This window comes from Paenibacillus sp. 1A_MP2, assembly GCF_052244825.1.
GTDB classification, from domain to species: Bacteria; Bacillota; Bacilli; order Paenibacillales; family Paenibacillaceae; genus Paenibacillus; species Paenibacillus vandeheii.
Genome location: NZ_JBQQCS010000001.1, coordinates 5,853,182 through 5,868,379, shown reverse-complemented (window position 1 = coordinate 5,868,379; position 15,198 = coordinate 5,853,182). Strand labels below are relative to the sequence as shown.

At 49.4% G+C, this 15,198-nt stretch carries 19 protein-coding genes and 4 pseudogenes; all 23 read left to right on the top strand.

All coding sequences use genetic code 11. The annotated features are described in order from the left end of the window. Positions 1–96 precede the first annotated feature (96 nt). The gene (locus tag ACTWJ7_RS29030; RefSeq protein ID WP_301879702.1) at positions 97–297 is read left to right on the top strand and encodes a hypothetical protein; all 201 of its coding nucleotides are present in this window, start codon (positions 97–99) and stop codon (positions 295–297) included. Further along, positions 297–1,760, top strand: coding sequence for a phage tail sheath family protein (locus ACTWJ7_RS29025; protein ID WP_301879701.1), 1,464 nt, complete (start codon positions 297–299; stop codon positions 1,758–1,760). The genes ACTWJ7_RS29030 and ACTWJ7_RS29025 overlap by 1 nt, the downstream gene beginning before the upstream one ends. Before the next feature lie 94 nt (positions 1,761–1,854). Then, entirely contained in the window at positions 1,855–2,262 is a 408-nt protein-coding gene (locus tag ACTWJ7_RS29020; RefSeq protein WP_062323853.1) for a phage tail tube protein, read from the top strand. A 183-nt stretch (positions 2,263–2,445) separates the two neighbouring features. Continuing rightward, complete coding sequence (locus ACTWJ7_RS29015; RefSeq protein WP_053783415.1) at positions 2,446–2,880, top strand: phage tail assembly chaperone; 435 nt, start codon at positions 2,446–2,448, stop codon at positions 2,878–2,880. 26 nt (positions 2,881–2,906) lie between these two features. After that, complete coding sequence (locus ACTWJ7_RS29010; protein WP_301879810.1) at positions 2,907–3,038, top strand: hypothetical protein; 132 nt, start codon at positions 2,907–2,909, stop codon at positions 3,036–3,038. Positions 3,039–3,063: 25 nt separating this feature from the next. Further along, positions 3,064–3,702, top strand: coding sequence for a hypothetical protein (locus ACTWJ7_RS29005; protein ID WP_443146126.1), 639 nt, complete (start codon positions 3,064–3,066; stop codon positions 3,700–3,702). A gap of 184 nt (positions 3,703–3,886) precedes the next feature. Next, positions 3,887–4,345, top strand: coding sequence for a hypothetical protein (locus ACTWJ7_RS29000; protein ID WP_443146125.1), 459 nt, complete (start codon positions 3,887–3,889; stop codon positions 4,343–4,345). Next, positions 4,267–4,851 (top strand): hypothetical protein, encoded by a 585-nt coding sequence (locus ACTWJ7_RS28995; RefSeq protein WP_443146124.1) that lies wholly within the window; start codon positions 4,267–4,269, stop codon positions 4,849–4,851. Before ACTWJ7_RS29000 ends, ACTWJ7_RS28995 begins: the two co-directional genes overlap by 79 nt. 54 nt (positions 4,852–4,905) lie before the next feature. Then, positions 4,906–5,533 (top strand): annotated as a pseudogene (locus ACTWJ7_RS28990) (LysM peptidoglycan-binding domain-containing protein). Next, positions 5,530–6,516: an XkdQ/YqbQ family protein gene (locus tag ACTWJ7_RS28985; RefSeq protein WP_301879699.1), complete on the top strand. Its 987-nt coding sequence runs from the start codon at positions 5,530–5,532 to the stop codon at positions 6,514–6,516. The pseudogene ACTWJ7_RS28990 and the gene ACTWJ7_RS28985 overlap by 4 nt, the downstream one beginning before the upstream one ends. Continuing rightward, on the top strand, positions 6,509–6,919 hold the full coding sequence (locus ACTWJ7_RS28980) for a hypothetical protein (protein WP_301879698.1): 411 nt from the start codon (positions 6,509–6,511) through the stop codon (positions 6,917–6,919). The genes ACTWJ7_RS28985 and ACTWJ7_RS28980 overlap by 8 nt, the downstream gene beginning before the upstream one ends. Continuing rightward, positions 6,912–7,365 (top strand): annotated as a pseudogene (locus ACTWJ7_RS28975) (DUF2634 domain-containing protein). Before ACTWJ7_RS28980 ends, ACTWJ7_RS28975 begins: the two are co-directional and overlap by 8 nt. Positions 7,366–7,369: 4 nt before the next feature. Next, a pseudogene (locus ACTWJ7_RS28970) lies at positions 7,370–8,508 on the top strand (baseplate J/gp47 family protein). A gap of 209 nt (positions 8,509–8,717) precedes the next feature. Beyond that, positions 8,718–9,308: a YmfQ family protein gene (locus tag ACTWJ7_RS28965; RefSeq protein ID WP_301879695.1), complete on the top strand. Its 591-nt coding sequence runs from the start codon at positions 8,718–8,720 to the stop codon at positions 9,306–9,308. Then, positions 9,308–10,231: a pyocin knob domain-containing protein gene (locus ACTWJ7_RS28960; protein ID WP_443146123.1), complete on the top strand. Its 924-nt coding sequence runs from the start codon at positions 9,308–9,310 to the stop codon at positions 10,229–10,231. The genes ACTWJ7_RS28965 and ACTWJ7_RS28960 overlap by 1 nt, the downstream gene beginning before the upstream one ends. 1 nt (position 10,232) lies before the next feature. Further along, positions 10,233–10,550 (top strand): pyocin knob domain-containing protein, encoded by a 318-nt coding sequence (locus ACTWJ7_RS28955; protein WP_443146122.1) that lies wholly within the window; start codon positions 10,233–10,235, stop codon positions 10,548–10,550. Then, the gene (locus tag ACTWJ7_RS28950; protein ID WP_301879693.1) at positions 10,551–11,192 is read left to right on the top strand and encodes a hypothetical protein; all 642 of its coding nucleotides are present in this window, start codon (positions 10,551–10,553) and stop codon (positions 11,190–11,192) included. Next, positions 11,192–11,755, top strand: a complete 564-nt coding sequence (locus ACTWJ7_RS28945) for a hypothetical protein (RefSeq protein WP_301879692.1) — start codon at positions 11,192–11,194, stop codon at positions 11,753–11,755. The genes ACTWJ7_RS28950 and ACTWJ7_RS28945 overlap by 1 nt, the downstream gene beginning before the upstream one ends. A gap of 400 nt (positions 11,756–12,155) precedes the next feature. Continuing rightward, positions 12,156–12,314, top strand: a complete 159-nt coding sequence (locus tag ACTWJ7_RS28940; protein WP_301879691.1) for a hypothetical protein — start codon at positions 12,156–12,158, stop codon at positions 12,312–12,314. A 221-nt stretch (positions 12,315–12,535) separates the two neighbouring features. After that, the gene (locus tag ACTWJ7_RS28935; protein WP_443146121.1) at positions 12,536–12,928 is read left to right on the top strand and encodes a phage tail terminator family protein; all 393 of its coding nucleotides are present in this window, start codon (positions 12,536–12,538) and stop codon (positions 12,926–12,928) included. 125 nt (positions 12,929–13,053) lie between these two features. Beyond that, complete coding sequence (locus tag ACTWJ7_RS28930; protein ID WP_301879689.1) at positions 13,054–13,167, top strand: CD1375 family protein; 114 nt, start codon at positions 13,054–13,056, stop codon at positions 13,165–13,167. Between the two features lie 81 nt (positions 13,168–13,248). Beyond that, positions 13,249–13,640, top strand: a pseudogene (locus ACTWJ7_RS28925) (phage holin family protein); the annotation flags it as partial. Positions 13,641–14,198: 558 nt separating this feature from the next. Further along, positions 14,199–15,137 (top strand): glycoside hydrolase family 25 protein, encoded by a 939-nt coding sequence (locus ACTWJ7_RS28920; protein ID WP_301879687.1) that lies wholly within the window; start codon positions 14,199–14,201, stop codon positions 15,135–15,137. Positions 15,138–15,198: the final 61 nt, after the last annotated feature.

Genomic DNA, 15,198 nt, shown 5'->3' with positions numbered 1-15,198 from the left:
TTCATAGGTTCATAGGGACAAAAATTCATAGGTCAAAATGATAGTGCAAGATCAGGTTCCACGAATTCAGTAGTCAAACAATGAGGTGAGATGGCCATGGCAAGCTCCGTGAAAAAAAGCAAACAGGCTGTCCCGCAATATACGCGGGCCGAGCTGATGAATCATGCTGAAGCCCTCTTTGCCATTAAGGCAGAGGTGCTGTACGGTGCGCTGTACGAAGCAGCGCAAGAGACGTTTTCCATTGAAGAAGCACAGGAACGTATCAACCAATTTATGAAAGCGAAGGTGAAGGAATAATGGCAGGCGGAACTTGGGAGCAAATGAATCGTCCGGTACTTCCGGGCTTATATATGAATTTTCAGGCGGCGGCATCTTCCGCCATTCAAGCTGGTAATCGCGGAACAGTTGTTGTGCCGATTAAGGCAAACTGGGGTCCGGTAGGCACTTTTGTAGAAGTCGGCAGTGAAGCTGCGATTGAACGTATTTTCTCGGCACATGCCCTGGATAACGGGACAGCTTATACTTCCTTGAAGCTCGCCCTGCTGGGTGGACCGAAAAATCTGCTCGCTTATCGGGTGGCCGGAGCAACAGCAAAAGCAGCCGCGCTTACGCTGAAAGACAGCAGTGATGCAGCCGTTCTGCAACTGGACGCGAAGTATCCGGGTGACCGGGGTAACGGATTCTACGTCACGATTCAGCCGGGTGTAATTGATAATACGAAGCATGAGGTTCGTCTGTTTGAAGGCAACCGGATGCTGTATGCACTGCTGACTGCGGATATTTCGGCAGCGTCGCTGGCGAAAGAGATCAATGCGGATGAAAGCAACATTTGGATTAACGCTCAGGCGATTGGTGAGGGTGCAGGTGTCGTGGCAACCGTTGCTGGAGCTGCGTTCAAAGGTGGCGCAAGTGGCAACGATGGTCTGACCAATGCAGAGTATATTGCTGTACAGGGCGCGCTGGAAGGTGAGCAATTTGACGTGTTGGCACTGGATCATGCGGCGGATGCACCTTTGCTGGCGAGCTTTGCGGCTTGGGTCAAACGTGTACGCAGTGAGGGTAAACCTGTGATGGCTGTATTCGGCGGCACCACGGCGGACGATACTTCCGCAACAGCTGCACAGAAGGCTTCTGCACGTTCACTTACGTTGAATCACGAAGGCGTAATCAATGTTGGTACGGGTGTGCGATTGGGAGATGCGTTCTACAGTTCGGCGGAAACGTCTGCTTATGTCGCGGGTCTGATTGCCGGACAACGTCTGAATGAATCCACAACATACGCACCTTCTCCGTTCGATGACGTAACACGCCGCTGGACGCGTGCAGAGCAGGAGCAGGCGGTACAGAACGGCGTATTTATTTTCTTCCATGATGGACGCCAGGTGAAGGCGCTTCGTGGAGTGAATACACTTGTAACCCCTGCTGCAGGACAGAATAATGCCTGGAAAAAAATTCGTTCCATTCGTGTTATGGATGCGATTAATACGGACTTGCAGCGTTCTGCTGAAGATACGTATATCGGCAAAGTGAACAATACGGAAGAAGGACGTCAGGCACTAATTGGAGCGATGAAAGCCTATCTGGCCCTGCTCGCACAGAGCAATGTCATTGAAGCTGAGGGATACGATGTCGTTCTCGATCCGGCGTATTATGGTGCTGCACCGATTCTCAAGCCGGAGGCAGATCAGGTATTCCTGCAATGGAATGTGAAACTGACGGATGTGATGGAGCAGTTGTTTGGTACGTTTTACGTGCAATAAGGTTTGTGTAGAAGGATAGGGTGTTTTAAACGAAACGCTGATTCGTTGGATAGATGTTATATACGATATTTTCTAATTTCAAGGAGGAATTGTCATGTTGGATGCGTCAAGAGTAATTCTCGGTACCCATGGTCAGCTGCATATCGATGGTGTGTGGCAGACGAATATTAATAAGCTGGAGGCCAGCGTTGAAATTGAGAAGCGTGAGCTGAATCTAGTTGGCAACGACTGGAAAGTACACAAGAATGGTGCGAAAAAAGGAACAGGTACGATGACGGGTTACAAAGTCACTTCGGATATGATCCAGCGCGGCTTCACCAAGTTCCAGATTATCTCCAAGCTGAACGATCCCGAGTCTTACGGACATGAGAGTGTCCTGCTGAAAGGTTGCATGGTGGACAAAATCCAGCTCGCTAACTGGACAGCTGGTGAGGAAGTTCCGGAGGAAACAGGATTTACGTTTGAAGGGTTTGAACTGCTGAATCCGATTGTGGCGAACTAAGGATTGGAATGACTTCGAACTTCGGAAAGACCTCGTAACGAAGCTTGTCTGATCAAGCATATTAGCTACGAAACTTAACAGAAGTGGGATAACATATGCAGGCCGAGAAATTCTCGGTCTCTTTGTTGTCCCTGTATGGAGATGTAATAACCCAATTGTGAAATGAGAAGGAGATCGCACCCCATGAGTATGAATGAGAATATGTCTGAAGAACAAATTTTGGATCAGTTGTTTGAAGCGGCGGAACGTTTGCCGGAAGAGAATGTACGCATTCAACGTCTGGACCTGCTGCTGACCCTGCGTGGATTAACGTCCTCCAAAGTGGATCAGATCCGTGAGCGCTGTACGATTCGGAAAACGGTCAAAGGCCGCACCGAGGAAAAGGTGGATACTGAAACGTTTAATGCGCTGCTGATCTCCGAAGCCACAGTGAAAATGAATGTGCGCGGACTCGAATTGTCCGGTTGGGGAGACAACCGTATTACCGGACGCATGAAGCTGTCCGGTGGGGAACAAGCGGTTCGTCGCATGCTGCTCGCGGGTGAACTAGATGCCGTTGGCGACAAGGTGCTGGAGCTGTCTGGCTTCGGTGTGGAGATTGAAGACCTAAAAAACTGATTCACTCCGGCGGGATGACCACGTTCTTGTATCACATGTGGGTCCGTCATCATCTACGGCCCGGAGAATTCTGGTCTTTGCCACGCGGGGAACGTTCGCTGTTGATTGCTTTCTCGGAAGAGGAAATGGCAGCGATCACCTCGCAAATGAATCGATAATTAGAAAGGGCAGGAGGTGAAAGAAATGGCAGAAATGATTGTAGGTTTGTCCAAATCCAATGCGGAAATGCGGACGACCATCCGCTATCTGGATCAGATTCAGCGTTCTACGGAACGGCTGGGCAGAGTTCGCTATCAGAGTCTGATTAAAGTGAACAATGAGCTGAGAACAACCGGGCGCAGGTTGGAAAGCATTTATAGCACGGCTGTGCGATTAAGTAGGTTGCGGATCACGCCGAAGATTGGATTGGATGACCAACTTAGTCCGGCACTTGATCGCGCGCTAGTGAAACTGAACAGCTTCAGGGACCAGGTGGTAAAGGCTTCTGGGACTGTGTCAGTGGAGGTTCGGCAGAAGGTTGAAGTGGCGATGGGAAAAATGAATCCGGCGAGTGGACCTTCGTTGGCATTGAATATTGGGAGTAACAATAATACGGTCAACAACACTGCGAAAGAAGAAGAGATTAGTTGGATTCGCGAAATGGCGCAGAAAACTAATGATTTTCTTGATCCGCTAAATAATGCGACAGACTTGATTGGCAAATTAAAAAATTTATTTGGAAAGTCCAAGGGGAGTTCCGGCTCTGTCTCCCAATGCTGCTGCTGTTCTGGTGGCAGTTTGGTGGGAAGACTCTCAAGGGGGAGCGAAAGGCGGCAAAGCTAAAAGTACAGGAAGCATCACTAAGGCTAAGAGTATTGCGAATTCTGAAAGTGGGAAAAAAGGTCCTTACAAGAGCGGTTCCAGGTCCTACCAAGAACGTTCGACTGGAACTGTAAAAACGCCTGTTTCCGATCCTGCGAAAAAGATTATAACCAACATCTCTTCAGCAGAAGAGAAAAAGCTGAAAATGGATTTTGATCAAAAAATGAATCCGAATCGACTTGGCATTAGCGCAAATGTACCCTCAGGTTCACCAATATCTAAGCTCTTCTCAGGCAATGGGATGTTCGGCAAACTGAGTGGAGGGCTTGCTAAGGGAGCCGGGAAATTGCTTGGACCAATCAGCATGCTCGCTGATGTAGCGAATGTTGCAACTGCACCTCCTGAGGAGCGTGGTCGAGCTGTGGGTTCCATGATTGGCGGCACAGCAGGTACGGCGATTGGCAGCGCCATCGGCAGTGTTCTTTTGCCTGGCATAGGAACTTGGGTTGGTGGTGCAGTAGGCGGTTGGGCTGGCAGTGCAGCAGGCGGCTGGATCGGGACAAATCCAAGGATATTGGAAAATTTATGTCCAACGCTACCGAGGGTGTGGGTAATGCATTGTCGGGTGCAGCGGATTATGTCTCTGAGAAAACGAAAAACATAACCGATGGCATATCCAGTTTCTTCGGTTTTGGCTCGAAGAAGGAGGACAAGACCGTATCGGCAACAACGGTTGCTACCCCAACTCAAGTAGCTACGGTTCCCATGATGCCGCCTCCATATGTGCCACCTGCGCTAACAACAACGGGGCCAGTTGCGTACTTGAACAGCAAGGGAGGCCAACCTACGTCTGCTGCATTCATGGGAACAAGCGTGATGCAGACACAAGCCATGGGTCTAGGTAATGTAGCTCAGACGAATGCCAATGGGAAATCGTCCACGATGACGGTACAAATATCAGAAGACCAGATGAGTAGTCTGTCCGGTTACTTGAAGGATTTTAGAACCGAGACGACCAACCAGATCTCCGTAAACGTACCACAAGGTGCTGTGCAGGTGACTGTCCGGGAGAACGCCATCGACTACGATGCGATCTCACATCAGGTTGGCATGAGATTTGCAGGGGAAGTGCGCCGTGCGATGGAAAATCGAAAAACGATTATGGCCTAAGCAGAAAGGAGGCCTGTCATGACTGTATTTAAAGATAATGTGGAAGGTATCAAAATGGAATTTACCCTGATCGATGGGAAAACGAAGTTTCAATTTCCGGTGAAACCGGAGGAACTGACGATTTCCCGATCCAAAGGGTACGAAACGATTAATATGCTGGAGTATGGCGAGTTTGATTTTGCGCAGGGGGAGAAGGTGAAGGAGATCACCTTCTCTTCTTTTTCCCAAAGACTACGATGCGTCCTATTGCATGTACGAGCCTTTGCCTGATCCGCGGGTAGCGATGAATATGCTGAATACGTTTCTGGTATCGAAAAAGCCGCTGCGCTTCATCATTACCAACACGGGGGTGAACGTGCCCGTGTATCTGATCTCTCACAATACGAACTTTCGGGGTGGTGAGAGTGGGGATATTTACTTTGATATTACGATGCGCACCTGGCGGGATTCCAAAGTGGAGAAGGTTGGCGGTGCAACATCTGCGAGCAAGTCGGGTTCTCGTACTGATCTGAAAACGAGCAGCAAGACCTACACCGTGAAATCCGGCGATTCCCTGTCCAAAATAGCAAAGCTTGAGCTGGGCAGCAGTTCCAAATGGAACGAGATCTACAAGCTCAATGTGAAGACCATCGGCAGTGATCCAAACAGGATCAAGCCAGGACAAAAGCTGGTGATGCCATGACCTACAAAGTCATTGTCGACGACAAATATGACATCACCAAGCTGGTGGAGACGATTACGCTGAAGGACTCGCTCGACCAGATTGCTTATCAGGCCAACATCCGGCTGGCGGTGTCTGCGTCTTCGGGTCTGCCTGCGATATCACCGGGTCTGCCGGTGCGGATCAGCGGGATTCCTTTTGGCGAAAAATCAATGGTTCACTTGCTGCACCCTGCGGTCATCTGGGAAGTGGAAAGCTCGAACAGCGGCACCAAGCGACTGTCCCTGACCGTCTACGACCGGATGATTTATCTGGAAAAATCAGAGGACGAGTTCCTGCTGCCCAAAGACCAGACTGCCACACAACGTCTCAAAACGTACGCCAAGGAATGGAAAATTCCATACGCCGCGCTGCCGGATACCAAAACGAAGCTGAGCAAAGCGGTGTATCGGTCGCAGACAATTTTTTCGATGATGTTTGCCGATCTGAAGGAAACGGTGAAGTCTGGCGGGGATATGTATCATCCGCGGATGACGCCCGGCGGGTTGCAACTGTTCAAAGTGGGCAGCAATGCGAAAGTGCACGAGTTGGATCGACTGATTGATCTGACCCAGATGCGTACGCTCGAAGGCGCCGTTACGAAAGTTAAAGTGATGGCAGCCTCGGAGTCCAGTAGCGGCAAAGAGGTTCCTTCCAAAGTGCTCGCGATTGAGCAGGATGGTGTAGCCGAGTTGGGCACGCTGCAAAAGCTGATCGAGGACGATCAGGTCAAAACAGCGACGGCCGCCAAGAAGCTGGCGAAAAGCCGTCTGACGGGTATTCAGGAAACCTTTACGATATCTGCACCGGATGTGAATACGATTCGCGCCGGAGACGCGGTGTTAGTAAAAGGACTGAAGCTGATCGTCATGTCGGTTAGCCGCGATCTGTCTGCCGGGCCTGGAACGATGACGCTGGAGCTGGGGACGGCAGAGATGGTGAAAAGGAGGTATTACCTTGAATAAAGATGATCCGTACGGACATTTTGCCGAGGTCATGCGCGGTGCGATGAGTACGCATACCCGTCAAGCCGTGAGTGGCATGGGCGCGGTACTGGGTACGATGACTTCGTCCGGCGTGAAACTGGATGACTTCAAGCACGAAGTGCAGGACTATCTCGTGGCCGAGCTGCCGGGCACGCTTGGGTTACCGGAGCGCGAGGCTGCTGGCGCGATCTCCGGTATACCTGACGTGGCAAACGGCGGAACGACGGGCACGGGACGGTTTCTTTTGCAAAAAGGGGAAGTGGAAGAAGCGGTGTGGTCTCTCGGTAAAGGATTGAAGGCTGGAGACCGTGTGCTGGCGATGCGGGTGAATGGCGGTAACGACATTGTGGTGCTGTGTAAGGTGGTGAGTGCGAATGCCTAGTTTGTTCCCGGAAACGGGTGTGGTATGGGGAGATGAGGAAGATCTGTCGGGGCGGCTTCGGAAGCGGTACGATTTGGACGGAGCTGGCGATTCGATTACGATGCGGGGGATTTTGTGCTGACCCCAAGTGGCAAAGTCGCTGCGGCAGGTGCGCATGAAGCCTGGGTGCAATGGTGCATCAAGGCGGTGAAGACGCCGCGGTACAGGCATGTGATTTATTCCCGGAACTATGGATCGGAGCTGGATGAATTGGTTGGTCAGGGTGACAGCCGGGGGTTATGGAAAGTGAGATTACCCGGATGGTTACGGAGACGCTGCTGGCTGATCCACGCACAGATTCGGTAGACCAGTTCTCGTTCGATTGGAATCGGGAGCAATGCATGTTCTCGTGTCGGGTGGCGAGTGTGCAGGAAGAGATGTTTATTTTGGAAAGTGAGGTGATCTGACGGGATGGCTGAGATTCCGCGTTATTTGGAGGACCAGACGGAGGAACAGATTATGCAGCGTATGCTGGATCGTTTGCCCGCGGATCTGGACAAGTCGGAAGGTTCTTTTCTGTGGGATGCGGAGGCTCCGGTGGCGTTTATGCTGTCTGAGGCGGCTTTGTGGGCGCAGGAATTACTGCGACGCGGGTTTGCGAGTACTGCGGCGAGCAGTGATCCGAATTTTCGTTCGGAGGAGCTGGATCTGCGGGCGGAGAGCATGGCATTACCCGGCGGGCTGCGGTAGCGGCACAAGGTTCGGTTAAATTTGCTGGTGCGCCGGGGAAAGTGGTGCCTGCGGGCACGGTTGTGGCGACTTTGGCAGATGAAATCTCCGGTGAAGCTTCACTCGAATATGAAACCGTTGGTCGTGTGGAGTTGGGAGAAGATGGTCTGGGTAGTGTTGGCGTGCGGGCGCTTGTTGCCGGAAAAGAGAGCAATGTGCCTACGGGCACAGTAAATGTGCTGTCTACACCTGTAAGTGGCGTGACTTCTGTCACGAATGTTGAGGTGATTAAAGGCGGTGCAGATATTGAGGCAGATACGGCGTTGTTGGAACGCTTTTATGCCAAAGTCCGTAACCAAGGAACCAGCGGCAACAAATCGCAATATGTGCAATGGGCCAGTGAGGTACCAGGTGTTGGTGCAACGCGGGTTATTACGTTATGGCAAGGGCCGGGCACGGTGGGATTGTATTTGCTGGATACGGACAAACGTGCCGCGGGCAGCGATCTGGTGGCGGCTGTGCAGAAATACGTGGACCCAACGCAGGATGGACAGGGTGAAGGCGTTGCACCAGCTGGCCCGGTGGTGACCGTGATGCCCGCAGAGGAAGTCCCGATGAACATTCAGGTGAAGCTGACCCTGGCAAGCGATGCGACGCTGGCAGACGTGAGGGCATTGATTGAGGGTGGGGTGACCGCATATCTGAAACAGTTGGCTTTTGCCGATCCACTCGTTCGTTACACTCGTATTGCCGCGATCCTGCTTGATATTCCGCCGATTATCGATTATTCGGAGCTTACCGTGAACGGTGTGAGCGACCAGAATATCGAGATGACCGCGAGTCAGGTGGCCGTGCTGGGGACGGTGGATGTGCATGAGTAGAGGTGTAGTGGAGGATACGAAGTGCGGGTGTGGGTGCAGAGGCAGTGTGGGACAAGGGAGATGTTCCAGCTGTGCTATTCCCGACTCATGTGGAAGTGAAGAAAACTGCGGGCAAGAAGTGTGCTTGAGTCGTGCGGTACGCCGCTCGGGAACGCAGCATTTGAGCGAAACTGTTTACGTTGATGTGAAAGGAAAGGAGGATGCGGGTCATGAGTGCACCTTCTGCTGTACATGTTGGACTGACGAGTGAGAAAGGTCGGGAGCTGTTCTCGTATTTGCCGAGCTATTATGAGACTTCACGTGTGATGCAGGCTGATATGCAGTCCAAAGGAACCGAGATGGATCTCTTGTATCAGGCGCTGGATGAGACGTTGGATCAGTTTTTTGTCCGCACCGCGACGTGGGGCCTGGATTTTTGGGAACAGGAGCTTGGCATTGAGACGGATCGTCTCAAACCTGTGGAGCAGCGGCGTGCTGTGGTGGAATCGAAACTGCGCGGTGCCGGAAAGTTTTCGGGCAGACTGGTGGCGAATGTCGCTGAGGCGTATGCCGGAGGCAAGGTGGATGTCACGTTTCAGCCGGAAGCGTGGAGTTTTACGGTGAGCTTTGTGGACACGATGGGCATCCCGCCCAATATTGATGATCTCAAACGCGCGATTGATGAACTAAAACCGGCCCATATGGCCGTGGAATATGAGTATCGATATTTGGTGTGGGACGATCTGGACAACAAACAGATGACCTGGGATAAACTCGACGCCGCGTCCCTGACGTGGAATGAACTGGAGGTGTGGGCGTAATGCCAAAAGAAACGGATCGACTGAAATTACCTCTTCCCTTAGGGAACGAGAATGTGACCCGGGAGAGTATTAACAGGATTTTTGAAAAGATTGACGCAGGCGTTGCAACACGTGAATCCATACTTATACCTGCGGGATCTGATCTTAATAGCTATATTACAGAAGGGGAATATTATTGCCCAACGAATGTCACTGTAGAAACCTTGCTTAATTCCCCAACTGGAGATGCGTTTCACTTGACTGTAGAGCCTCATGCGGGAGTGTTGCAAACCCTGACCACCTTCCAGCCTGGCAACTTAGAGGTTTTTCAAAGAAACTACTATTTTGGTTGGGGTCCATGGAATAAAGTACCTACTAGAGACGAACTTGGAGTGATACTGCCCCAGGCTGACGAGAATGCTCAGGCGGCTGTTAACGTCGCTGTTAAACCTATAATTGAAAGTTATTCGCCCAACCTTGTGAAGAACTCTTCCGCTAATTTAGGGATGTCAAATTGGAATTACCCAGAAGGGCCTTCTCTTTGGGCGGTTACCACAAGCGTGGACAGCAGGGTATCAAAATACTTCGGCATGTCTTACCCGCTAACTAGTGGTTTATACTCTATGTTGGATTCTGATTCTATAATTGTAAGTCCAGGCGATTACATGTTACAGGCTGTATTCTATACATGGGGAATGAATGAGGGAAATCTATATATAGAAGTATTAAACTCCGCTTCTAATACGACTATAGCTTCATTGGTAGCAAACGGGAATACGGGTTGGCATCGAAAAAGGAAGGTTGTAACAATTCCAGCAGGTGTTTCCGGTATTAAGTTGCGTCTTGTTGTTTCCGGTCCTGTACCAACCACAACTAAAGCAATCAGTAGAATCAAGTTCTCGGGAGGTTTCGGCAGATGTGCCGTACAGCGCCGAGGGGGATGATTTGGCGATTTTCGAACAAGGGCAAATGTTCAAGTTAACACGCGATAACGGGCGATTGAAGTCAACTCTTTCTACGATTAACTTCAATGACTTGATTACCGCAGGGCAATATTTTGTTAATCCAAGCGTTCCGAATGCCCCAGTGGGCGGTGGTACTGGCGGGTTTTACGTTGAGGTCATTGTTGATTCTGACTTATATATTTTGCAAAGAGCTACCAAACAAAATTCCGTTCCAACTCTTTGGGTGAGGACTAAGCAGGGCGGAGTGTGGGGTGCTTGGGTGTTGCACACACAATCTAAAGTATGGGGGGCGCTATAGATGGCGGTAGTTAAAATATACGGGGATAGACTCCCCACAACAGCAAGCACAACCATGTACACAGGAAAAACGGATAAGACGTGTATTATAAAATCCATTATCCTATGCAATGTCAACTCGGTGGACACCACCGTTACCATGGCGCTTAACAGCTCGCCTATTAATTATTTAATTTACGCCAAGCCTATGAAAGCAAATCAAACATTGGTTATACCTATCTCTGATGTTGTTATCTCTCCAGGCGAAACCATTCGTATGTGGTGCTCAGCCCCCTATGTCAACGCTAGGGTAACGGCAGAAGAAAGGGATGGAGCACCACTTACATTGGGGCTTAACTCGTTCCGCATTAGTATGCCAGCAAGTTCAACACCAACAACGATGGTTCCAGCCCTCGGGAGTACAAATCGATTAGTGAAATCACTTGTACTTTGTAACGTAACAGGCACAGCACAAACAGTAACTATCCGTTTTGGATGGAGTGGCGACAATTGCAATTTGATTAACAAGTACACTATAGCGGCAAACGATACAATTTTGATCCCGTTTGCAGATATGATCATTTCGTCAAACGAATTTATCGAGGGTTGGTGTTCAGCTTCTGGCGCTGTTCATGCCCATATAGTCATGGAGGTGGTGACATAATGCCGACACTTGATTTTTTCTCATTGGATAACCAAGAGTTATCTGGGCCTCAAGTCGGCGGCAAGTATAGTTTGTTAAATCCCGGCCCAAATGCATCCACAGGCGTAACCTTAGCCGCAAACAACAGGAGCTACCTAGCCTACACATATGCAACGTTTGAGGCGGGTACGAAATTGATAACGGGAACGGCCAGAAATACAGGAACCGTGTCGTATATTTCTCTACCGACGACAACCGACAGCGTTTATGCTTTTTTCTCGCTATATGATGGGGTTAATTTTTGGCCCATTCATGCTTCCTCTGCTTCAGGTCAAGGGCTAAAAGTCATTAATATACTGTACTTTGTTATTGATTTGCAGTCGAAGGTTTCGACTTGTCAATACAGGACAAACAACTCATCTTTCACTTCAACAGATACTATAAATTGGTCTTTTGGTCAAAATCCCGCTCCAGTTAACTTTGATGTAACCGTACCTTTGAAACTCGTTTTTTGGGGCGATAACACCAGTGCTGGGCCTGTAAATGCTTCGCATTATTTCAATACAACACTTGTTTCGCTGTAAATTAAATAGATAGAGGGAATCAGGGGAAAGGGTGTGACGTTGTGAGCCGGGAAAGCTTATACTGTTGTCTGTTAAAACCCGAATAAAGGTATTCAGGAAAGGAAGTGAAAATACAAATGCAAACAGGAATGAGAATTATATATATGATCAATACGGTGAAATTGTAGCTTCAATTTGGCAAGGTGACGGCTCGACACGAAACGAGATTACGAAATTGGAACACATTGATCTTGAATATGATGAGACGCCTTAACATTTATCGAATTGTGAAAATTGATCCTTAAACAAAACTGCCAGTGCTGGAAAGGATTCTTACCGAACTGACAGTGGAAGAGAACATAAAAGAATTGGAAGACCAAATTTTGCTCATGGCTAATGAAAATACAGGAGCGATTTTGTAATGGTTAACCAAGTGGTTGTAAGGAATGCAACGGAAAAAATCTTGGACAAAGGACGTTATCCAAAAACGGGTCAGGTGTACTTGTTGGATGACATCACCAATGCTGATTATCGGGAAGCAGTCGAGGATTACATTTTAGAACAAACTGAAGGGATTTAAATAGCGTACCTAAGTGGTGCGCTATTTTTATGCTCTAGAGCCGTCAGGGGCTTTCATATTGAATTCAGGGGGAGTTGATTTAGAGACAAGTAGGTAAATGTATTTTGGCAGCAGGTAGCTCAGCGGCTTCATATATAGGACACGAAAAATCGGATGCCAGTCCGGTGTCATATAGAAACGATACCTTTTGTAAAAATATTCAACCCCAAAGGAGGTGAACCATGAGCATAAACCACTTAACCGACTCTATCTCTACAACACTAACTCAGCACTTCCCGAACATCCCGATCCTCCCCCCCCAAACGGGCACTGGTTCCACCCCGGGCATATCCTACCGCCTGCTTTCCGCTCAACTCACCCGCGAACGCAGCGATCGCTTTGTGCAATCTCACGTCTTTGAAATTCGCTGGCTAGAAGCAGACAATATCCCGGTGATTCTACCGGACCAGCTGTTTGAAGCATTGGAAACCATCGACATGGAGGGAACGCCCTGTCGCGCAACGGAATTGCGTTGGGAGACGGAGAACGATACTCTGCGATTGCTGGTGTACTATACCATGCGAACCACTAAAGTGTCGGAGTTCGCCCCTACCATGCAACAACTGGAGCAGTGACCCACCGCACTTAAAGCTACGAGAGAATAACTATATGAGTTCCACGTAACGGTGGATCGATAAGGGATAGGTTTTCTGATCTGCTAATCCGCTGTGGTACAGGACTCATGAGGGGTGGTGAAACGATGTTGGCTGTATATGTGATGTTGATTCGAAAGGGGATGATCTCCCTTGAGCAAGTACCATCAAAGAGCCGTGACAAAGTGGCTGAGGCACTTGGCGAAGGGGACAGTCAGTAGTAGGAACGCACGATAATGGAACGTTTTTTAATCCATTTGGAGAGGTATGGTTTTTTATTTTGAATATAAGGAGGTGAAACCATGGAACAGGAAACCCTATGGAAATGGCTCCTCGCCCTAATAACCAGCTCAGCAACCTACTTCTTCGGAGGTTGGTCAGGCGTGCTCGGCGTACTACTCGTATTCGTCATCCTCGATTACCTAACCGGCTTCGCTGCGGCGGGGATGACTGGCAAGCTGGAGAGCAATGTCGGGATGTTCGGCATCGCACGAAAAGTATTTATTTTTGCAATGGTATCGGTGGCTCATCTGGTGGACGGTGTTCTGGGAGACGGACATTTGTTCAGGGATGCGGTCGCCTTTTTTATATCGCGAATGAGTTATTGTCCATCATTGAAAATGGGGGCAAATTGGGCGCACCAATCCCGCCTGCAATTCGGCAGGCAATTGAAGTGCTTAAGGGTAAGGGTGGAGATGGGGGGATTCCCGACAACTATACTCCTGATTCCAGAGAATCTTTTGTACCGTCAGATGGTAAGGAAGTTGATCAACAGGCCAGAGATGAAACAAAGTAAGTGTTTATCATTCAAATTGCCTTATAGCAGGAGAAAGGGCAATATTCAAATCGAAGTTCGATCCGTAGCTACAAGTAGTGAAGGAGAATCGATTCTGAAGAAGCGGTAGCGGTCGCCTTTGTCTCCGAATTTCTAACCTTTAAGAAAATGAATCAAGAAAATTTGGAGACAACAGCGATCGGAAGAACGGTCCGTATCTGGAACGGTCACGTACCGACTCGGTATTTTTCCTTAGTGAGTTAATGGATATCTAGTAGTCTCCCGACAGACGACATAGAATACGAAGCAGACTGACCAAGTAGCACCTGATCTTACCCAAATAGCAAAACCGACATAACCCATAGCAATCCAAATTCAGCTTTTCCCAACATCAGGGACACGCACACAAGCAACCCCTGCCCCCCAAGCATTAACTATATACAAACGGCAATTTGCCGCATAAAGGGTGTGAGAAACATGCAAACCAGAAGCTCGGGCAATACGCAGGGCATTGACGTCTCCCGTTATCAGGGCACGATCGATTGGGCCAAAGTGAAGGCAAGCGGCATGACATTTGTGTTCATCAAGGCGACTGAAGGGCAGACGTACATCGACCCGAATTTCCAAAAAAACGTAACTGGAGCACTGGCGGCAGGCATGCTGGTCGGAACGTACCACTTCTTCCGTGCAACATCCACCGATGGTGCCAAGGCTGAAGCTGCGCATTACGCCAGTACACTTAACAAAGTAGGAGGCGCCAAGGCGCTGCAATTACCTCCTGTCATGGACTACGAGAATAATCCGGGTAACCTGAGCAAAGCTCAAATCAACACGGTTGCTAAGGCTTTTTTAACGGAATTGCAGCGTCTCACAGGTGTAAAACCGATCATATACACGGGCAATTCATTTGCCGGAAATTTTGATACATCACTCAGCTCATACGATCTGTGGATCGCACGTTACAGCAACACGCGTGTACCGGATGACCAGTCTGCCTGGAAACGTTGGATGTTCTGGCAGTATACGGACTCTGGCAATGTGAACGGAATCAGCGGCAACGTGGATATGAACGAGTTCCAAGGATCGGCAGCGGAATTGAGAGCGAGATATGCAACAGCAACACCAAAGCCGCCAGAGCCATCCGAACCGACCAATCCCACGAATCCAACCGAACCACCGAAAGGGGGCGAACCGATGACAGCCGAAGAGAAAGCAGCGTTTGATGCGCTCAAATCCCAGGTCGATAAACTGCAGGCGCGCCAGCAGATGGAAGTTCCAGTCTGGGCAAAAGCTGCGGTGGACGCAGCACTGGCATATGACACCAAAAATCCATTGTTTAGCATCGATAGTGGGGCGAGTTATGATTTTTACCGTTTTATCACGGTCATGTACCGCAGAGGTTTATTCAAAAAATAAGCTGACATAGCTTAAATATAAGTTGGACCCGGTTTGTAAAGAGGGAATACAGCAAGGAACA